Annotated in this window: 11 protein-coding genes and 1 tRNA gene; 8 read left to right on the top strand and 4 right to left on the bottom strand. The window is 62.2% G+C overall.

Translation table 11 applies throughout. The features are described from left to right. Nucleotides 1-35: 35 nt before the first annotated feature. Entirely contained in the window at nucleotides 36-911 is an 876-nt protein-coding gene (locus OCT39_RS12500) for an AEC family transporter (protein WP_263584794.1), read from the bottom strand. 108 nt (nucleotides 912-1,019) lie between these two features. Further along, nucleotides 1,020-1,934 carry a LysR family transcriptional regulator gene (locus OCT39_RS12495; protein ID WP_263584793.1) on the bottom strand — a complete coding sequence of 305 codons (915 nt, stop codon included), beginning with the start codon at nucleotides 1,932-1,934 and terminating at the stop codon, nucleotides 1,020-1,022. 201 nt (nucleotides 1,935-2,135) lie between these two features. Between OCT39_RS12495 and OCT39_RS12490 the strand changes: the two genes are divergently transcribed. Beyond that, the gene (locus tag OCT39_RS12490) at nucleotides 2,136-4,094 is read left to right on the top strand and encodes a ligand-gated channel protein (protein WP_263584792.1); all 1,959 of its coding nucleotides are present in this window, start codon (nucleotides 2,136-2,138) and stop codon (nucleotides 4,092-4,094) included. A 169-nt stretch (nucleotides 4,095-4,263) separates the two neighbouring features. Here OCT39_RS12490 and OCT39_RS12485 read toward each other — a convergent pair whose 3' ends face one another. Then, entirely contained in the window at nucleotides 4,264-6,477 is a 2,214-nt protein-coding gene (locus tag OCT39_RS12485) for a TonB-dependent receptor domain-containing protein (protein WP_263584791.1), read from the bottom strand. A 315-nt stretch (nucleotides 6,478-6,792) separates the two neighbouring features. Between OCT39_RS12485 and OCT39_RS12480 the strand changes: the two genes are divergently transcribed. The 4 genes from OCT39_RS12480 to OCT39_RS12465 all read left to right on the top strand — a co-directional run bounded on the left by OCT39_RS12480 (nucleotide 6,793) and on the right by OCT39_RS12465 (nucleotide 10,829). Further along, on the top strand, nucleotides 6,793-7,767 hold the full coding sequence (locus OCT39_RS12480; protein WP_412031122.1) for an ABC transporter substrate-binding protein: 975 nt from the start codon (nucleotides 6,793-6,795) through the stop codon (nucleotides 7,765-7,767). Nucleotides 7,768-7,823: 56 nt separating this feature from the next. Next, a complete protein-coding gene (locus OCT39_RS12475; RefSeq protein ID WP_263587337.1) occupies nucleotides 7,824-8,792 on the top strand; it encodes a FecCD family ABC transporter permease in 969 nt (322 codons plus the stop codon). A 112-nt stretch (nucleotides 8,793-8,904) separates the two neighbouring features. Then, nucleotides 8,905-10,020: a FecCD family ABC transporter permease gene (locus OCT39_RS12470; RefSeq protein WP_263584790.1), complete on the top strand. Its 1,116-nt coding sequence runs from the start codon at nucleotides 8,905-8,907 to the stop codon at nucleotides 10,018-10,020. Then, complete coding sequence (locus OCT39_RS12465) at nucleotides 10,017-10,829, top strand: ABC transporter ATP-binding protein (RefSeq protein WP_263584789.1); 813 nt, start codon at nucleotides 10,017-10,019, stop codon at nucleotides 10,827-10,829. The genes OCT39_RS12470 and OCT39_RS12465 overlap by 4 nt, the downstream gene beginning before the upstream one ends. A 3-nt stretch (nucleotides 10,830-10,832) precedes the next feature. Here OCT39_RS12465 and OCT39_RS12460 read toward each other — a convergent pair whose 3' ends face one another. Next, the gene (locus OCT39_RS12460; RefSeq protein WP_263584788.1) at nucleotides 10,833-11,408 is read right to left on the bottom strand and encodes a hypothetical protein; all 576 of its coding nucleotides are present in this window, start codon (nucleotides 11,406-11,408) and stop codon (nucleotides 10,833-10,835) included. Between the two features lie 127 nt (nucleotides 11,409-11,535). Here OCT39_RS12460 and OCT39_RS12455 point away from each other — a divergent pair. The 3 genes from OCT39_RS12455 to OCT39_RS12445 all read left to right on the top strand — a co-directional run bounded on the left by OCT39_RS12455 (nucleotide 11,536) and on the right by OCT39_RS12445 (nucleotide 13,733). Further along, nucleotides 11,536-11,612: transfer RNA gene (locus OCT39_RS12455), tRNA-Ile, on the top strand. Between the two features lie 97 nt (nucleotides 11,613-11,709). Further along, nucleotides 11,710-12,771 carry a site-specific integrase gene (locus OCT39_RS12450; RefSeq protein WP_263584787.1) on the top strand — a complete coding sequence of 354 codons (1,062 nt, stop codon included), beginning with the start codon at nucleotides 11,710-11,712 and terminating at the stop codon, nucleotides 12,769-12,771. A gap of 143 nt (nucleotides 12,772-12,914) precedes the next feature. Continuing rightward, nucleotides 12,915-13,733, top strand: coding sequence for an abortive infection family protein (locus OCT39_RS12445; RefSeq protein ID WP_263584786.1), 819 nt, complete (start codon nucleotides 12,915-12,917; stop codon nucleotides 13,731-13,733). The last annotated feature ends 104 nt before the right edge of the window (nucleotides 13,734-13,837 follow it).

Below are 13,837 nucleotides of genomic sequence, written 5' to 3'. Positions count from 1 at the left end.
AGTGACTGCGCGTGTGCGAGCAGGTTCCCTACACGCTACATCATAAACGCCAGCAGTGCAGGCAGATTGAAAAGCGCCAAAAGCGTCGAGCAGAACACCAGGCTTGCCACGTAGACCGGTTCGCGCTGGGCACGTTGAGCGAACAGGTAATTGAACACCGCCACCGGCATGCACATTTGCAGCACCAGAATCATCTGCGCCAGCGCCGGCAGATTTAAAAGCTCGGCTACCAGCCAGGCCGTGACGGCGGCCAGCGGAATGCGCACCAGGCTAAAGCCTAGCCCCGAGCGCAGGTTGTCGACCCGGATGCTCGCCAGCGACACGCCGAGTGTGATCAGCATTAGCGGTACGGTAAAGCCGGACATCAGATCGACGGTGTTGGCGATCCAGCCAGGCAGCGCCGTGTCGGTGAGCATCAGCGCCATGCTGATCAAAATGGCGTAGACCGTCGGCGTTTTGACCAGCGTCTTGAGCGGATTACCCCGGCTCGAGAGCATGGCGCCTATCGTGAACTGAAAAAGCGAGACGGTCACCATGACGGTGATGCCATAGACGAAGCCGGCGCTGCCAAACGCGTAGAGCACCACCGGCAGGCCCATGTTGCCGGTGTTGGGGTACATCATGGGCGCGATGAGCACTTTCCAGTCGCGGCGCAAAAGCCTGGCCACGCCAAAGGACGCCACGCCCATCAGGCTGATGACCAGCGCGGCGGCCAGCATGGTCTTGCCGAAGGTGTGGGCATCGATCGAGGCGCCGGCAAGCGAAGCCAGCACCAACGCCGGCGTTCCAACGTTGAATACCAGCCGGGTGACGAATTCGATCGGGTAGGGGTAGCCCAGGCGCACCCAGAAAAAACCAAGGCCGGCACCGGCCAGCACCGGAGCCATCACGGCGAACAGTTCAACGAGCATGGAGCGTTCCTGGCAAGCGTAAACGCCTATTGTCATCAATCGGGTCGTTAGCTGGCAAGGTTTCCCGGTGATCGCACTGCCGCCAAACGCTAACACCGGGCGAAAACGCTAGGCGAACAGCGGCGGCGCCTGCCACTGGTGCGGCACGTGCTCGCGCAGGCAGCTCAACAGGGCGCTGACCCGGCGCGAGTGGTGGCCAAAGGCGTAGAGCATCGACACCGGCAGCGGCTGGGGCTCCCAGCCCGCCAAACACGGTACCAGCTCGCCGGGGTGGTGCATTTCGCGCTGATTGACGATCCAGTGCGGCAAAAGCCCGATACCCTGGCCGCTGGCGATCGCGTCCACGTGGATCAGCGTCTGATCCACCCTGAGCCGTGAGCGGGGCGGCGAAAACACGTACTCCGGGGCGCTGGCGTGATAAAGCGGCAGGCGCGTCGTGTCGGTGTCGAGCAGATCGATCCAGGCGTGGTGATCCAGATCACTTGGGTGAGCAAGCATGGGCGCCTGGGCCAGATAGCGCGGGCTTGCGTAAAGCCCGCGGGTGAGCTGACCCAGGCGCTCCTGGTTGAGCCCGCTTTCGTCGAGCGCGCCAAGCCAGATATGTACGCTGTTGGTTTGAAGCGTCGTGGACGGCCTTTCCCGGCTCTGAAGCGTCAACTCGATCCCCGGGTGGCGGTCCAGAAAGATATCCACGACTTTGGCGACCCAGTTGCGGGCAAGCGCGCCGTGAACCTCCAGCGTGATCTTGCCGCTGATCTCCTCACGAAGCTCCGACAGCGCCTCCTGGCTTTGCCTGGCCAGCGTTAAAAGCTCCGTGCAGTAGCCATGAAAAAGAAGCCCGGCTTCGGTAGGCGTCAGCTGGTTCGCCTGGCGGCGTAGAAGCGGCTGGTTCAGGCGCGACTCGAGCTGGCTGATGCGCCGACTCAGCGTCGATTTGGCCACCCCCATGCGCTGGGCGCTGCGGGTCAGGCTGCCGGTCGCCATGACGTCCGAAAACGCGTTGAGTTCATCGAAGTCGTACATGAAAGCGGGCCCGCGAGCAAAAGAGGCTCATTGTGCCAGCAATGGCCACAAATGAAAATAAGAGCGATTTGTGTTGCGGTTCCGGCAACTCCACGTTCCCCCACGGGCCTGAATGGATGTGAGAGTATGTGAATGCTAATTATTAGCATTCAGAGAACGATAACACTATTACGATACCCGGATCTTCATAGGAACTGCGTCATGTCACTCCCCTTGCGCAAAACGCTGCTGGCGAGCGCGATCTCCTCTTTGGTCGCCGTCCCGGCCTGGGCTCAGCAAAGCACCTCGTTGAACAATGTCGTGGTCACGGCGGCCGGCTTCGAGCAACAAATCACCAATGCACCGGCGTCCATCAGCGTGCTCAGCCGTGAGGATATCGAGCGTGGTCATTATCAGGATGTCACCGACGCGCTGCGTAACGTACCCGGGCTCATCGTGACCGGTGGGGGCGCCGGGGATAACGGTAACGATATTTCGATTCGCGGCATGCCCTCTGAATATACCCTGATTCTCGTCGATGGTCGGCCACAAAACACCCGCGAGACGCGACCCAACGGCAGCGGCGGTTTCGAGCAGGATTGGCTGCCGCCGCTGCAGGCGATCGAGCGTATCGAAGTCGTGCGCGGACCGATGTCGACCCTGTACGGCTCCGACGCCATCGGCGGGGTCATCAACGTGATCACCCGCACCGTGGCCGACAGCTGGCACGGCAACGTACAGATCGACACCGTCATTCAGGAGAACAGCGAGTCCGGCGACAGCCGCCAGGCCAACTTCTACGCCGGCGGCCCGCTGGTGCAGGATATTCTCGGGCTCGAGGTGTATGGCCGCGCCTCCGAGCGCGACGAGGACGACATCGTCGACGGCTACGAGGAGCGAAGCCTGCAGAGCCTGACCGCCAAGCTGAGCCTGGACGCCAGCGACAATCACGATTTCAGCCTCGAGGCGGGCGTGACCGAACAGGACCGCCGCTCCCGGGTCGGCAAATCGGCCCCCGCCGAGGGCTGCCGCGGGCCATGCACCGACAGCTTCAACGAGTACACCCACGAGCACGTTGCGCTGACCCACAGCGGCAGCTTCGGCTGGGGCACCACGGAAACCTACCTGCAGCGGGAAAGCAGCGAAAACGATTCGCGCGAAATCGAGATCACCAACACCACGGCGAAATCCACCGCGGTACTGCCGCTGGGTGCGCACATGGTCACCGTCGGGGCGAGCTACGAAGAAGAGGAGCTCGACGACGGCACCACCAACCAGATTTCCGATCTCGAACAGATCGACCAGTACCGCTGGGCGCTGTTCGCCGAGGACGAGTGGATGCTCGCGCCCACCTGGGCGCTGACCGGTGGCCTGCGTCTGGACAAGGACGAGAACTTCGGCAGCCACCTAAGCCCCAGGCTTTACAGCGTCTGGAACATGACGCCGGACTGGACGCTGAAAGGCGGCGTTTCCACCGGTTTCCGCGCCCCGGCGCTGCGTGAAATCACCCCCGGCTGGGGGCAGGTCAGCCGCGGCGGTAATATCTACGGCAATCCGGATCTCGAGCCCGAAACCTCGCTCAACAAGGAGATCGCGCTGCTCTACGGCAACGAAGCCGGCCTCAACGGCAGCTTCACGCTGTTCCACAACGATTTCGACGACAAGATCACCCGTATCGGCTGCCCGATCGCGGTCTGCCCGGACGGCGCCAACGACTTCGGCAGCGACCCGACCTACCGCGTGAACGTCGATGAGGCCGTCACCCAGGGCGTGGAGGCGAGCCTCGGCGCGCCGATCACCGATGCGATCTCGCTCAGCGGCAGCTACACCTACACCGACTCCGAGCAGAAAAGCGGCGAGTTCGAGGGCAACCCGCTGACCCAGCTGCCCAAGCACGAAGTGGCCGCCTCGCTCGACTGGCAGATCGACAGCCAACTGAGCCATTGGACGCGGGTCACCTACCGCGGCGAAGAGAGCCAGCCCACCGGCGGTCGCTCCTCGGGCTCGCTGGTCGCGCCGTCCTATACCCTCGTCGATACCGGTTTTGGCTATGATTTGAACGACACCACCACGGTGAGTGCCGGTATCTACAACCTGTTCGACAAGACGATCCGCCCCGACGACTACAGCTACGCCGAAGACGGCCGCCGCTTCTGGCTGGGCCTGAACGTCGACTTTTAAGGCTCTTTCGAAGCGCTCTTTTAAAGCTTGCTTTTAAAATCCTTGGCGCTTCATCTCAAACGGCTACCTTCGGGTAGCCGTTTTTTCGTGCGCACGAAAAAGCCCCGGCCAGGGCCGGGGCTGAATCAACAAGCGAGATCAAGCGAGCTGCTTGCGAGCGCAGCGCTGCCTAGAACTCGTAGGTCGCGGAGAGCCAGTAGCTGCGACCATCGAGTGCCACGCCGTCGGTGGCGCGACCGGTCTGGGTATAGTCGTAGGCGATATACGTTTCGCCGTCGAAGTCGTAGGTGTCGTAGCCGGCGAAGTCCTTGTCGAACAGGTTATACACCGTGCCGGTCAGACGCAGGCTATCGGTGAAACGGTAGGTCGAGCGCAGGTTGAAAAGCTCGTAGCCGTCGAGCTTGTTGCCCAGCTGCTCGACCAGCGCGGCGGAGTTACCCGACACGTTGCCGGAGAAGCGCTCGCGGGAAGAGTAGTACTCGCCCTCAAGAGTCGTGCTCCACTGCGGGGTGATCGCCCAGGAAAGGTCCGCAGTCAGCTTGTGTTTGGGCGCGTTGGTCAGCTTTTGTCCTTCGTTATCGCCGGAGGTCACTTCGGTATCGGTGAAGGTGTAGCCACCGCTCACGCGCCAGGCCGGGTCGAACTGGTAGCTCGAGATCAACTCGACGCCGCGGGTTTCGGCGCGGTCGACGTTGACGGAGCGGTTGAAGCTGTCCTGACTGACGAAATCGCCCACGCTGATGCAGTTGGCCGCGTTCGCGAAGGGCCGGTTGCCGTCGCTGTCGATGAACTGGCAGTTGGGAATGTCGTCGCCGCTTGAGATGCGGTCGCGGAACTGGGTGAAGAACACCGTGGCGCCGGCGGAGAAGCCGTCGAGATTGTCGTAAATCGCGCCGATTTCGTAGTTGGTGCTTTTTTCCGGTTCGAGATTTGGCGACCCCAGGCTCGCGGACTTGCCCTGGTTGCCAAAGCCGTTCACGCCGTCGTGAAGCTGATTGAGCGTCGGCGTTTTGTAGCCCTGGCTGATACCGCCCTTGAGCGTCCACTCGTCGGTGGTGTTCCACACCAGATACCCCCGCGGGCTGAAGTGGCCGCCGAAGGCGTCGTGATGCTCGTAGCGCCCACCCAGCGTCAGCGCCAGATCATCACGCAAGAACCACTCGTCCTCGACGAATAGCGCCCAGCTCGACTGGCTGAACTCCTCGTTGCCAGCGGTGGCATCACGTAGGTCGGCGTCGATGTATTGGCCGCCCACCGTGAGCATGTGCGCGTCAAGCGGTGCGACGAATTTGGTATCGACGACGACGTCGCGGTTTTCCAGCGTGCGCGGCTCGCCGCCCAGGGCGAAGTAGCCGTAGTCCGGCGCGTTGCCGGCGGGCAGCGTGCGGCCAAGCGATTCGGTTTCGTTGCGCGTGATGCTGGTGTCCCAGGTCCCTGCGGCAAGGCGCGCGGAGTGGCCCAGCGCGATCTGGTCGCGATGGAAGCGAAGCTCGTCCTCGTAGCCAAAGAACTCGGTGGGGGCGGGCGTTTCGCAGTCGTTGCGGCGCAGGCCGTCGCGGCTACCCAGCCGGCAGTCGGTATTGTCGTAGACCTGGCGGGCGCGCTCGGCGTCGAGCCAGATCTCGTGGGTGTCGTTGGGCGTGAAGCTGAGCCGGCCGCCGATGGAGTAGATACGCGCCTCGGACGGGCGCGGGTCACGGCCGACGCTCTCTTCTACCAGCCGCTCGGAGCTGTCGCGATCGAACACGCGCCCACGCAGCTGCACGCCAAGGGTATCCTCGATGAGTGGGCCGGTGGCGTAAAGATTCAGCGTCGAGCTGTTGCCCGCGTCGCGGTCCTCCTGGAAGGTGTTTCCGACGGTGACCGAGCCCGCCCAGTCGGTGCCGACGCGGCGAGTGATGATGTTGACTACCCCGCCGAGGGCGTCAGAGCCGTAAAGCGTGGACATCGGCCCGCGAATGACCTCGATACGCTCGATAGCGGAAAGCGGCGGCATGAAGCTGGTGGCGGTCGAGCCAAAGCCGTTCGGCGTCACGTCCCCGGAGGTGTTCTGGCGGCGGCCGTCGATCAGGATCAGCGTATAGTCGCTGGGCATACCGCGAATCGAAATGCTCTGACCGCCGGTTTTGCCCGTGCCCGCCCGTACGTCCACGCCCGGTACGTCACGAATCGCCTCGGCGATGCTGGAGAACTGGTTCTGCTCCAGCTCCTGACGCGTCACGACCGAGATGCTCGCCGGGGCGTTGTTGAGCGTTTGCTCGTAGCCGGCGGCGGTCACGACCATGCTGTCCAGGTGGGTCGCGCTTTGCTGGGCGTGTGCGGCGCCGGCGGTGGTTCCCAGCGCAATGGCGCTGGCGAGGGCGGTGCGAGTAAAACGAGCCATGAAACAACCCTTACTTGAAGAACGATCTTGAAGACCGATGCGATCGATGTTTTGGTTTGAATGATATTTGTTATCAAATGCGATCGAGAGTCTAAAAACAAGAGTTCCCAATATCGAGATAAAAATAAGGAACGATGCGTTGCAAAAAAGGGAACTTTTAGCACGTTATCGATATGGCCTTACGCACGGCGCTGCCATTGTGAGCGAATTGCTAAAAGTGGAACGAGCCATTCGGCAGGATGGTAATGCAATCGCTTTTGAGAATCGTTATTATCATCGCCATCGATAAATGGCAGGCGTTCTCAGGAGAGTCAAATGGCGGGTAAAGCGCGCGGTACGATGAAGGCAACGACGTTCAACGCGGCGTGGCGTGTGGGGCTGGCCGGGGCACTGATGGGCGCGTTACTGACGAGCCAGGCCCAGGCGCGTACGCTCGACACCGCCTATGGCGAGGTCGAGGTGGACGGCACCCCGGAGCGGGTCGTCACGGTGTACGAAGGCGCACTCGACGCCTCCATCGCCGCCGGTATCGTGCCGCTGGGCGCGGTGACCACCCGCGGCGGCACCGATGTCGCCGACTATATCACCGACTACTTTACTCAAGCGTTCGACGGCGAGCGTCCGGAAGTCGTGGGCGTGGTGCGTGAAATCAACATCGAAGCGGTGCTTGCCCAGCAGCCGGACCTGATTCTGGCCGCACCGCAGCTGCCCGAAGAGCAGTACCAGCTGCTCTCGCGCATCGCGCCGACCGTGGTGCCCCCGGGCAATGGGTTCAAGCCGGACAACTGGGAGAGAGAAGCGCGCCTGTTCGGTGAAGCGCTCAACCGCCAAAGCGCCGTCGAAGAGGCGATCACCGCCGTCGACGAGCGTGTCGACGCGCTTTCCACGCGTATTGCAGAAAACCACCCGGACGAAAGCGCTTATGTGGTGCGCTGGATGCCGAGCGGCGCCATGGTGATGTCCGAAAACCTGATCGCTACCGGGCTTCTCAACCGCGTGGGCGTGAACGTCAGCGACGCCGGTCTGATCGAAGAGGGCAGCGCTCACAGCGACGTGCTGAGCCTTGAAAACCTCTCCATGGTCGATGGCGACTGGCTGTTTCTGGCCACCCTCAATGAAGAGGGCCAGCAGGCGCTGGATGCCGCGCGTGAAAGCGCCGCCTTCTCGCGCCTGAACGTCGCGCAGCAGGAGCACGTCGTGCCCGTCGATGGCCAGCTCTGGAGCAGCGCCAGCGGCCCGCTGGCGGCGCTGGCCATTCTCGATGATATCGAAGACGCACTGCTGCCGTGACCAGCCTTGCCAGTGCGGTGAGCGGCTCTCTCGCGCGCCGCTCGCCACGCCATTTGATGCTGGCTCTGCTCACCGCCCTCGTGGCGGTGAGCGCGTTGAGCCTGTTGATCGGCGCGGGCAGCGTTGGCCCGACGCGCATTCTGGCGTTTTTGCAGGGTAGCGCCGACGATGAGGTGCGCTTTGTGATGTGGGAGCTTCGTGCGCCGCGCACGCTGATTGGCATCGTGGTGGGCATGGCGCTGGGCGTGGCCGGGGCGCTGTTGCAGGCGGTGTCGCGTAATCCGCTGGCGGAGCCCGGACTTCTGGGCGTGAGCGCCGGCGCCGCCTTTGCCGTGGCGCTGGCGCTGGTGCTGGGGGCGAGTGCTGCGACGCTGCGCATTTCCGTGGCCCAGCTCGGTGCGCTGGCCGGCTGTATCTGCGTGATGAGCGTGGCGCGGTTTCGGGGCGTGGGCAACGACCCGGTGCGGCTGGTGCTGGCGGGGGCCGCGTTTTCCGGGCTTTTGGGCTCGCTGACCTCGCTGCTGCTTTTGTATGATCAGCGCGCGGCGGACGAGATTCGCTTCTGGGTGGTCGGCAGCCTAGCCGGGCGGCGTTTGGATGACCTGGTCAGCGTGCTGCCGAGTCTAGCCGTGGCCGCAGTCGCGGTTGCGGTGACCGCGCGGCCCCTGGCGGCGCTGGCGCTCGGTGAGCGCGCCGCCTCCGGGCTTGGCCATCGCCCCGGCTTGATCCGCTGGATCGTGATTGGCAGCGTTGCGCTGTTGGTCGGCGCGGCCACGGCGATTGCCGGGCCGATCGCCTTCGTCGGCCTGGTGGTGCCGTTCGTCGCCCGCGCCCTGGCGGGGCCAGACATTCGCCGTACGCTCTGGTTCTGCCTTCCCATTGGGCCGTTGATCGTGGTGAGTGCCGATATCATCTCACGGGTGGTGGTGGCGCCCTCGGAGCTTCCGTTAGGGGTGTTGACCGCGCTATGCGGCGCGCCGGTGCTGATCGCCGTGGTTCGCGCGCGGCGTTTGCCCATGCTTTAATGCTCGCGCTTAGCCGCCGCGCCTCGATACCCGTTTTTAGAGATACCTGTGTTTAGCCATAACGCTCTTTTATTTGCCGGCGATTTATCCAGTGACGACTCCATCAGTGACCATGGCTTCCAAAACGACCGCCACCTCCGAGTACCTCTCGGGGGCCACCTCTCAACCGCGCGCCGTGAATGACGCGCCGCCGGGCTACTGGTGCCTGGCCTGGCAGGGCAGGGAGAATATCTATAGCGTGCTGCTCGAGCGCCGCGCCGTGGCGGTCAATCTGGGGCTTTTGCTTGCCCTGTTGATCGCCGGGGTGGCGTATTTGAGCTTTGGCAGCGTGCCGCTGTCCGTGAGCGAGGTCATCCCGGCGCTGGTCGGCCGAGGCGACATGATGGCCACCTTCATGGTGTCGGAGCTTCGTCTGCCAAGGCTGGCCGCGGCCTGCCTGACCGGCGCCGCCTTTGCGCTGGCGGGCGTGCTGATGCAGACCCTGGCGGGCAACCGGCTGGCAACGCCGGGCATCATCGGCATCGACAACGGCGCCACGGCCTTCGCCATTGCCTCGGTCATCGGCGTAGGCGTGACCATCGCCCCGCCGGCCATGGCGCTGGCCGGGGCGGCCACCGCCGCCGCCATCACCTTCGGGCTTTCCGCCGGCAGCGGCACCCAAGGGTATCGTTTCATCGTCGCCGGTATCGGCGTGGGCGCGGTCTTCGGCGCGCTCACCCAGTTCTATCTTGCCCGCGTGCCGATCGACACCGCCAACGCCGCCTACCCCTGGACCGTCGGCACGCTCAACGCCCGCTCGCCGGGCGCTGTATGGCTGCTGGCCGCGGGGCTTTCTGTCGGCGTGGTGCTGGCGATGGGGCTGGCGCGGTCGCTGTCGATTCTGCGCTTTAGAGACGCCGTCGCCAGCGGCCTGGGCGTGAAGGTGAAAGCCTGCCGGATTCAGGTGCTTGCCCTTTCCGTGGTGCTCACGGGCTTGGCCGTGGCGGTGGCCGGCCCCGTGGGCATGGTGGCGCTGATCGGCCCGGAAATTGCCCGCTCGCTTTCAAGTTCGCGCCACGTGCCGGTGCTGGCCGCCGCGCTCGCCGGCGCCCTGGTCATGGTGCTGGCGGATCTGGCCGGGCGCACGCTGCTCGCGCCGATCGAGATTCCCGTGGGCATCGTGACCGCCGTGGTCGGGGGCCCCTGGCTTTTATGGATACTGATGCGCCCACAAAGGAGCCGCCCATGAGCACGTCCCACGACACGCCGGCGCCCACACTTTCGACCCAGGCGCTGGACATGAGCTACGGCGCCCGCCGGGTGATCCGTGAGCTGGCGCTTGACCTGCCGAGCGGCAAGGTGACCGCGATCGTTGGGCCCAACGGCTGCGGTAAATCCACGCTGCTCGCCGGGCTTTCCCGGCTGCACAAGCCGGAAAGCGGCGCGGTGCTGCTCGACGGCGCCGATATTCAGACGCTTCCCGCCAAAACCCTGGCCAAACAGCTTGCGCTGCTGCCCCAGGAGGCGATCGCCCCGGAAGGGCTGACCGTGACCGAGCTGATCCGCTTTGGCCGCCAGCCCCACCAGGGGTGGCTGCGCCAATGGTCGCCGGAAGATCAAAAGATCGTGCAGTACGCGCTCACCGCCGCCGGGCTCGAGGCGTTGGCCGACCGCCCGCTCGAGGCGCTCTCCGGCGGGCAGCGTCAGCGCGCCTGGATCGCCATGACTATCGCCCAGCAAACGCCGCTGTTACTGCTCGACGAGCCCACCTCGGCGCTGGATCTCGGCCACCAGATCGAGGTGTTCGAACTGGTGCAAAAGCTGGCCAGTGAAGGCCGCACCGTGGTGATGGTACTGCACGACCTGGCCAGCGCCTGCCGCTACGCCGACCACCTCATCGCCATGTGTGATGGGCGCATCGTCGCCGAAGGCGCGCCCTCACAAGTCGTCACGCCGGCTTTGGTACGCACGCTCTACCAAGTCGACTGCACGCTGCTCACCGACCCGGATACCGGCAGCCCGCTGATCGCCAACGTGCGCCGGGCGGTGAGTGCCTGATGGCTAGCGGTTGATCAACACCGCGTCCAAAGTGACCGGCACGTGGTCGGCGATCTGCTGGTAGCCCAGCAGCGACATGACGCTGCGCACCGTGTTATTCGCCATCAGCGTGCTGCCATCCAGTTCCATCGGTTCGGCGTGAGTCACCCGCACCTGGTTCAGGCCCTCGCGGGTAAAGCGAAGCGGCACCTGTTCCTGGCGGTTGATGCCTTCGTTTTGTACGCGAAAGGTGAGCGTCTCGACCATCGACTCACCGATATCCAGCGCGTCTAGGCGCTCCGGCGGCATCTGGGCGGTCAGCGTTACCAGAGTGGAGTCGGCCAACAGCCGCGCCCACACCGGCAGATCCCCAAAGCGTGAGAGCAGGTCGGTTTGGTTGAGCCTGAGCGGCAAGGTCAGGGTACCGTCCGGCGAGATGGTGCCCTGAAGGTTGCGCACCTGATGATGATGGGTTTGCGGCGAAGGGCCGTCGAGCTGCGTGATACTCGCCTGCACCTGGGACTGGCTCGAATCCAGCTGCCAATCCGCAAAGGCAGGAGCCGCCAGCATCAGCGGTACAAGAGCAAACAAGGCTTTCATGGCATGTCTCCACAGTAAGGACTCCACAGCAGACTCGCCCCTCGGGTAAAAGTGCCGTGGTCATCGCAAGATAGCGCCCCAAGGGTAGCCTCGCCCCGCCACATTCGCTATGATATGCACGCTTTTCGGGCCTATAGCTCAGTTGGTTAGAGCAGGGGACTCATAATCCCTTGGTCGTAGGTTCAAGTCCTACTGGGCCCACCATTAAAATCAGCATCTTACGAATTATCTCTGGTGAGTCCCATAGTCCAAGGGTACATTTTCGGTACAGTACCGATTCTTCAGCCCCCTGGAGATTTTCATGGCCACCATTGTCAAGACCCCCTCTGCAACCTGGAAAGCCGTCATCCGCAAATCGGGTTGGCCAACCACTGCAAAGACTTTCCGTACCAAACGTGATGCTCAGGATTGGGCACGCCGCACTGAAGACGAAATGGTACGTGGTGTCTATATCCAGCGCAGTGCCTCGGAGCGCATGACGCTCGAAGCCGCCCTCAAGCGCTACCTCGCCGACGTTACCCCTACCAAGAAACCCAGTACCCAAAAGAGCGAATGCCACAAGGCCAACACGCTGATCGAGCACTTGGGCAAATACTCCCTCGCAGCGCTGACGCCTGAGCTAGTCGCTAACTACCGTGACAAGCGTTTAAACACTTTGGGACGCCGAGGGGAGTTAATCAGCCCCAGTACCGTGCGCCTGGAGCTTGCTCTACTTGGACACCTCTACACCGTGGCCATCCAGGAATGGGGCCTCGGCCTGACCTATAACCCCGTCCAGAACATCCGCAAACCCAGCCCTGGAGAAGGCCGCGATAGGCGCCTTAGCCCCGACGAGGAGAAGCGCTTGTTCGCCGTGCTACGGCAGCAAAGCAACCCCATGCTGGCCTGGATCGCCAGAATCGCCCTAGAGACGGGCATGCGCTCGTCGGAGATCCTGAACCTCACTCGCTCGCAAGTCGACGTGAAACGCCGCGTGGTGCGTCTCACGGACACCAAGAACAACGAGGCCCGATTGGTGCCGCTGACCCAAGCGGCCACCGAGGTGTTCAAGCAGGCGCTGAGCAACCCGGTACGCCCGCTTGACTGTGACTTGGTGTTCTTCGGTAAGCTTGGCAGGGACGGAAAGCGCGGCCCCTACGCCTACACGAAGCTCTGGAATCAGGCGAAAAAGAAGGCTGGACTTGATGATTTTCGCTTCCACGACTTGAGACATGAGGCAGTCAGCCGATTAGTAGAAGCAGGACTATCTGACCAGGAGGTCGCCGCGATCAGCGGTCACAAGTCCATGCAGATGTTAAGGCGGTATACGCACTTGAGAGCCGAGGATTTGGTCGTGAAGCTGGATAGACTGAGAGAGGTCTAATACATTAATAGCTAGAGAAAACTAGGCAGAGCGATCAGGCGGCTTCAGACCCAAGCCGGATACCGTGACGAAAGCGGCATGCTGGTTCAGCCGAGTTATGCAGCCGGCACAATAATATATGTTAGGCTCATGGAGATCCGAGATTGAGTGGTAATATTCCAAATTCTGTAATAGGGGCTGTCGCCTCGGTAATTGCAGGCCATTACTATAGCCACTCGAAGCTAGAAACGCTGTTTATGGAAAGCGGTGCTCCCGGTGATGCACCGGAAGGGAATTGCGAAAGAAAATGCAGTGAGTGGCTAAAGCGTTGCAATAATGACCCAGAGGTTGACGCCCTTGAGGTGCTTGGCAGAATTATTCAGAACTACATGGACCAAGAGCCGCCGTCATCGTTCTTTGATGATTCGCCTTCAAGAATCAAAGAGGGACAGGAGAGAATTAAATCGGCTTTAGCAAAAAATCAGCTTTCATACCGACTGAATGGCTACATTGCTCAAGCCGGTTCAACTCCCATCTCTAAAACATTAGAAGACTATCTGAAGTCGGGCAATTTTTCGTCTATTGAAAAAGAGTTTGAGAGAGCGGTAGAGCATATTCAAAATGACCCACACGCATCGGTCACTGCGGCCTGCTCGATCATTGAGTCGGCTCTCAAGTTTTACATAGAGCGTTTCAACTTAGAGGCGCCGAGTAAATTAAACGTTATGCCATTGTGGGCAGTGGTCCAGCCTCATCTAAGTTTGAACGCTGATGAAACCTTGGCCGCAGACCAGCACAAGGTGCTGAAAGGAATTTCCTCAATTATTGATGGTGTAGGCGCTTTCAGGTCACACATAGGCTCAGCTCATGGGCGTGGCTCTAGCCCGCCAAGCATCGTGGTTGCTGAGGCTCGGCTTGTTGTAAATGTTGCACATACACTGGTAGTTTTTATCATGGAGGTGCTACATGCCAGGAAAGCCTGACAATCGCAGACACGTCGACGGCTTTTTCGTTGCGGCTGCGCCTTCAGCACAAATCCGCGCGTGCTACAGGCGTTATGTTTAAAGGAGCATTGGAAGCCAAGCTA

The organism is Halomonas sp. GD1P12 (assembly GCF_025725645.1).
Classification (GTDB): Bacteria; Pseudomonadota; Gammaproteobacteria; order Pseudomonadales; family Halomonadaceae; genus Vreelandella.
Note: the sequence above shows the minus strand (reverse complement) of the source record. Positions and strands in the feature narration are given on the sequence as shown.

Bases quoted from the DNA above. Each gene is read 5' to 3' on its own strand.
- OCT39_RS12500 (WP_263584794.1), bottom strand. From the start codon at position 911: ATGCTCGTTGAACTGTTCGCCGTGATGGCTCCGGTGCTGGCCGGTGCC.
- OCT39_RS12495 (WP_263584793.1), bottom strand. From the start codon at position 1,934: ATGTACGACTTCGATGAACTCAACGCGTTTTCGGACGTCATGGCGACC.
- OCT39_RS12490 (WP_263584792.1), top strand. From the start codon at position 2,136: ATGTCACTCCCCTTGCGCAAAACGCTGCTGGCGAGCGCGATCTCCTCT.
- OCT39_RS12485 (WP_263584791.1), bottom strand. From the start codon at position 6,477: ATGGCTCGTTTTACTCGCACCGCCCTCGCCAGCGCCATTGCGCTGGGA.
- OCT39_RS12480 (WP_412031122.1), top strand. From the start codon at position 6,793: ATGGCGGGTAAAGCGCGCGGTACGATGAAGGCAACGACGTTCAACGCG.
- OCT39_RS12475 (WP_263587337.1), top strand. From the start codon at position 7,824: ATGCTGGCTCTGCTCACCGCCCTCGTGGCGGTGAGCGCGTTGAGCCTG.
- OCT39_RS12470 (WP_263584790.1), top strand. From the start codon at position 8,905: ATGGCTTCCAAAACGACCGCCACCTCCGAGTACCTCTCGGGGGCCACC.
- OCT39_RS12465 (WP_263584789.1), top strand. From the start codon at position 10,017: ATGAGCACGTCCCACGACACGCCGGCGCCCACACTTTCGACCCAGGCG.
- OCT39_RS12460 (WP_263584788.1), bottom strand. From the start codon at position 11,408: ATGAAAGCCTTGTTTGCTCTTGTACCGCTGATGCTGGCGGCTCCTGCC.
- OCT39_RS12450 (WP_263584787.1), top strand. From the start codon at position 11,710: ATGGCCACCATTGTCAAGACCCCCTCTGCAACCTGGAAAGCCGTCATC.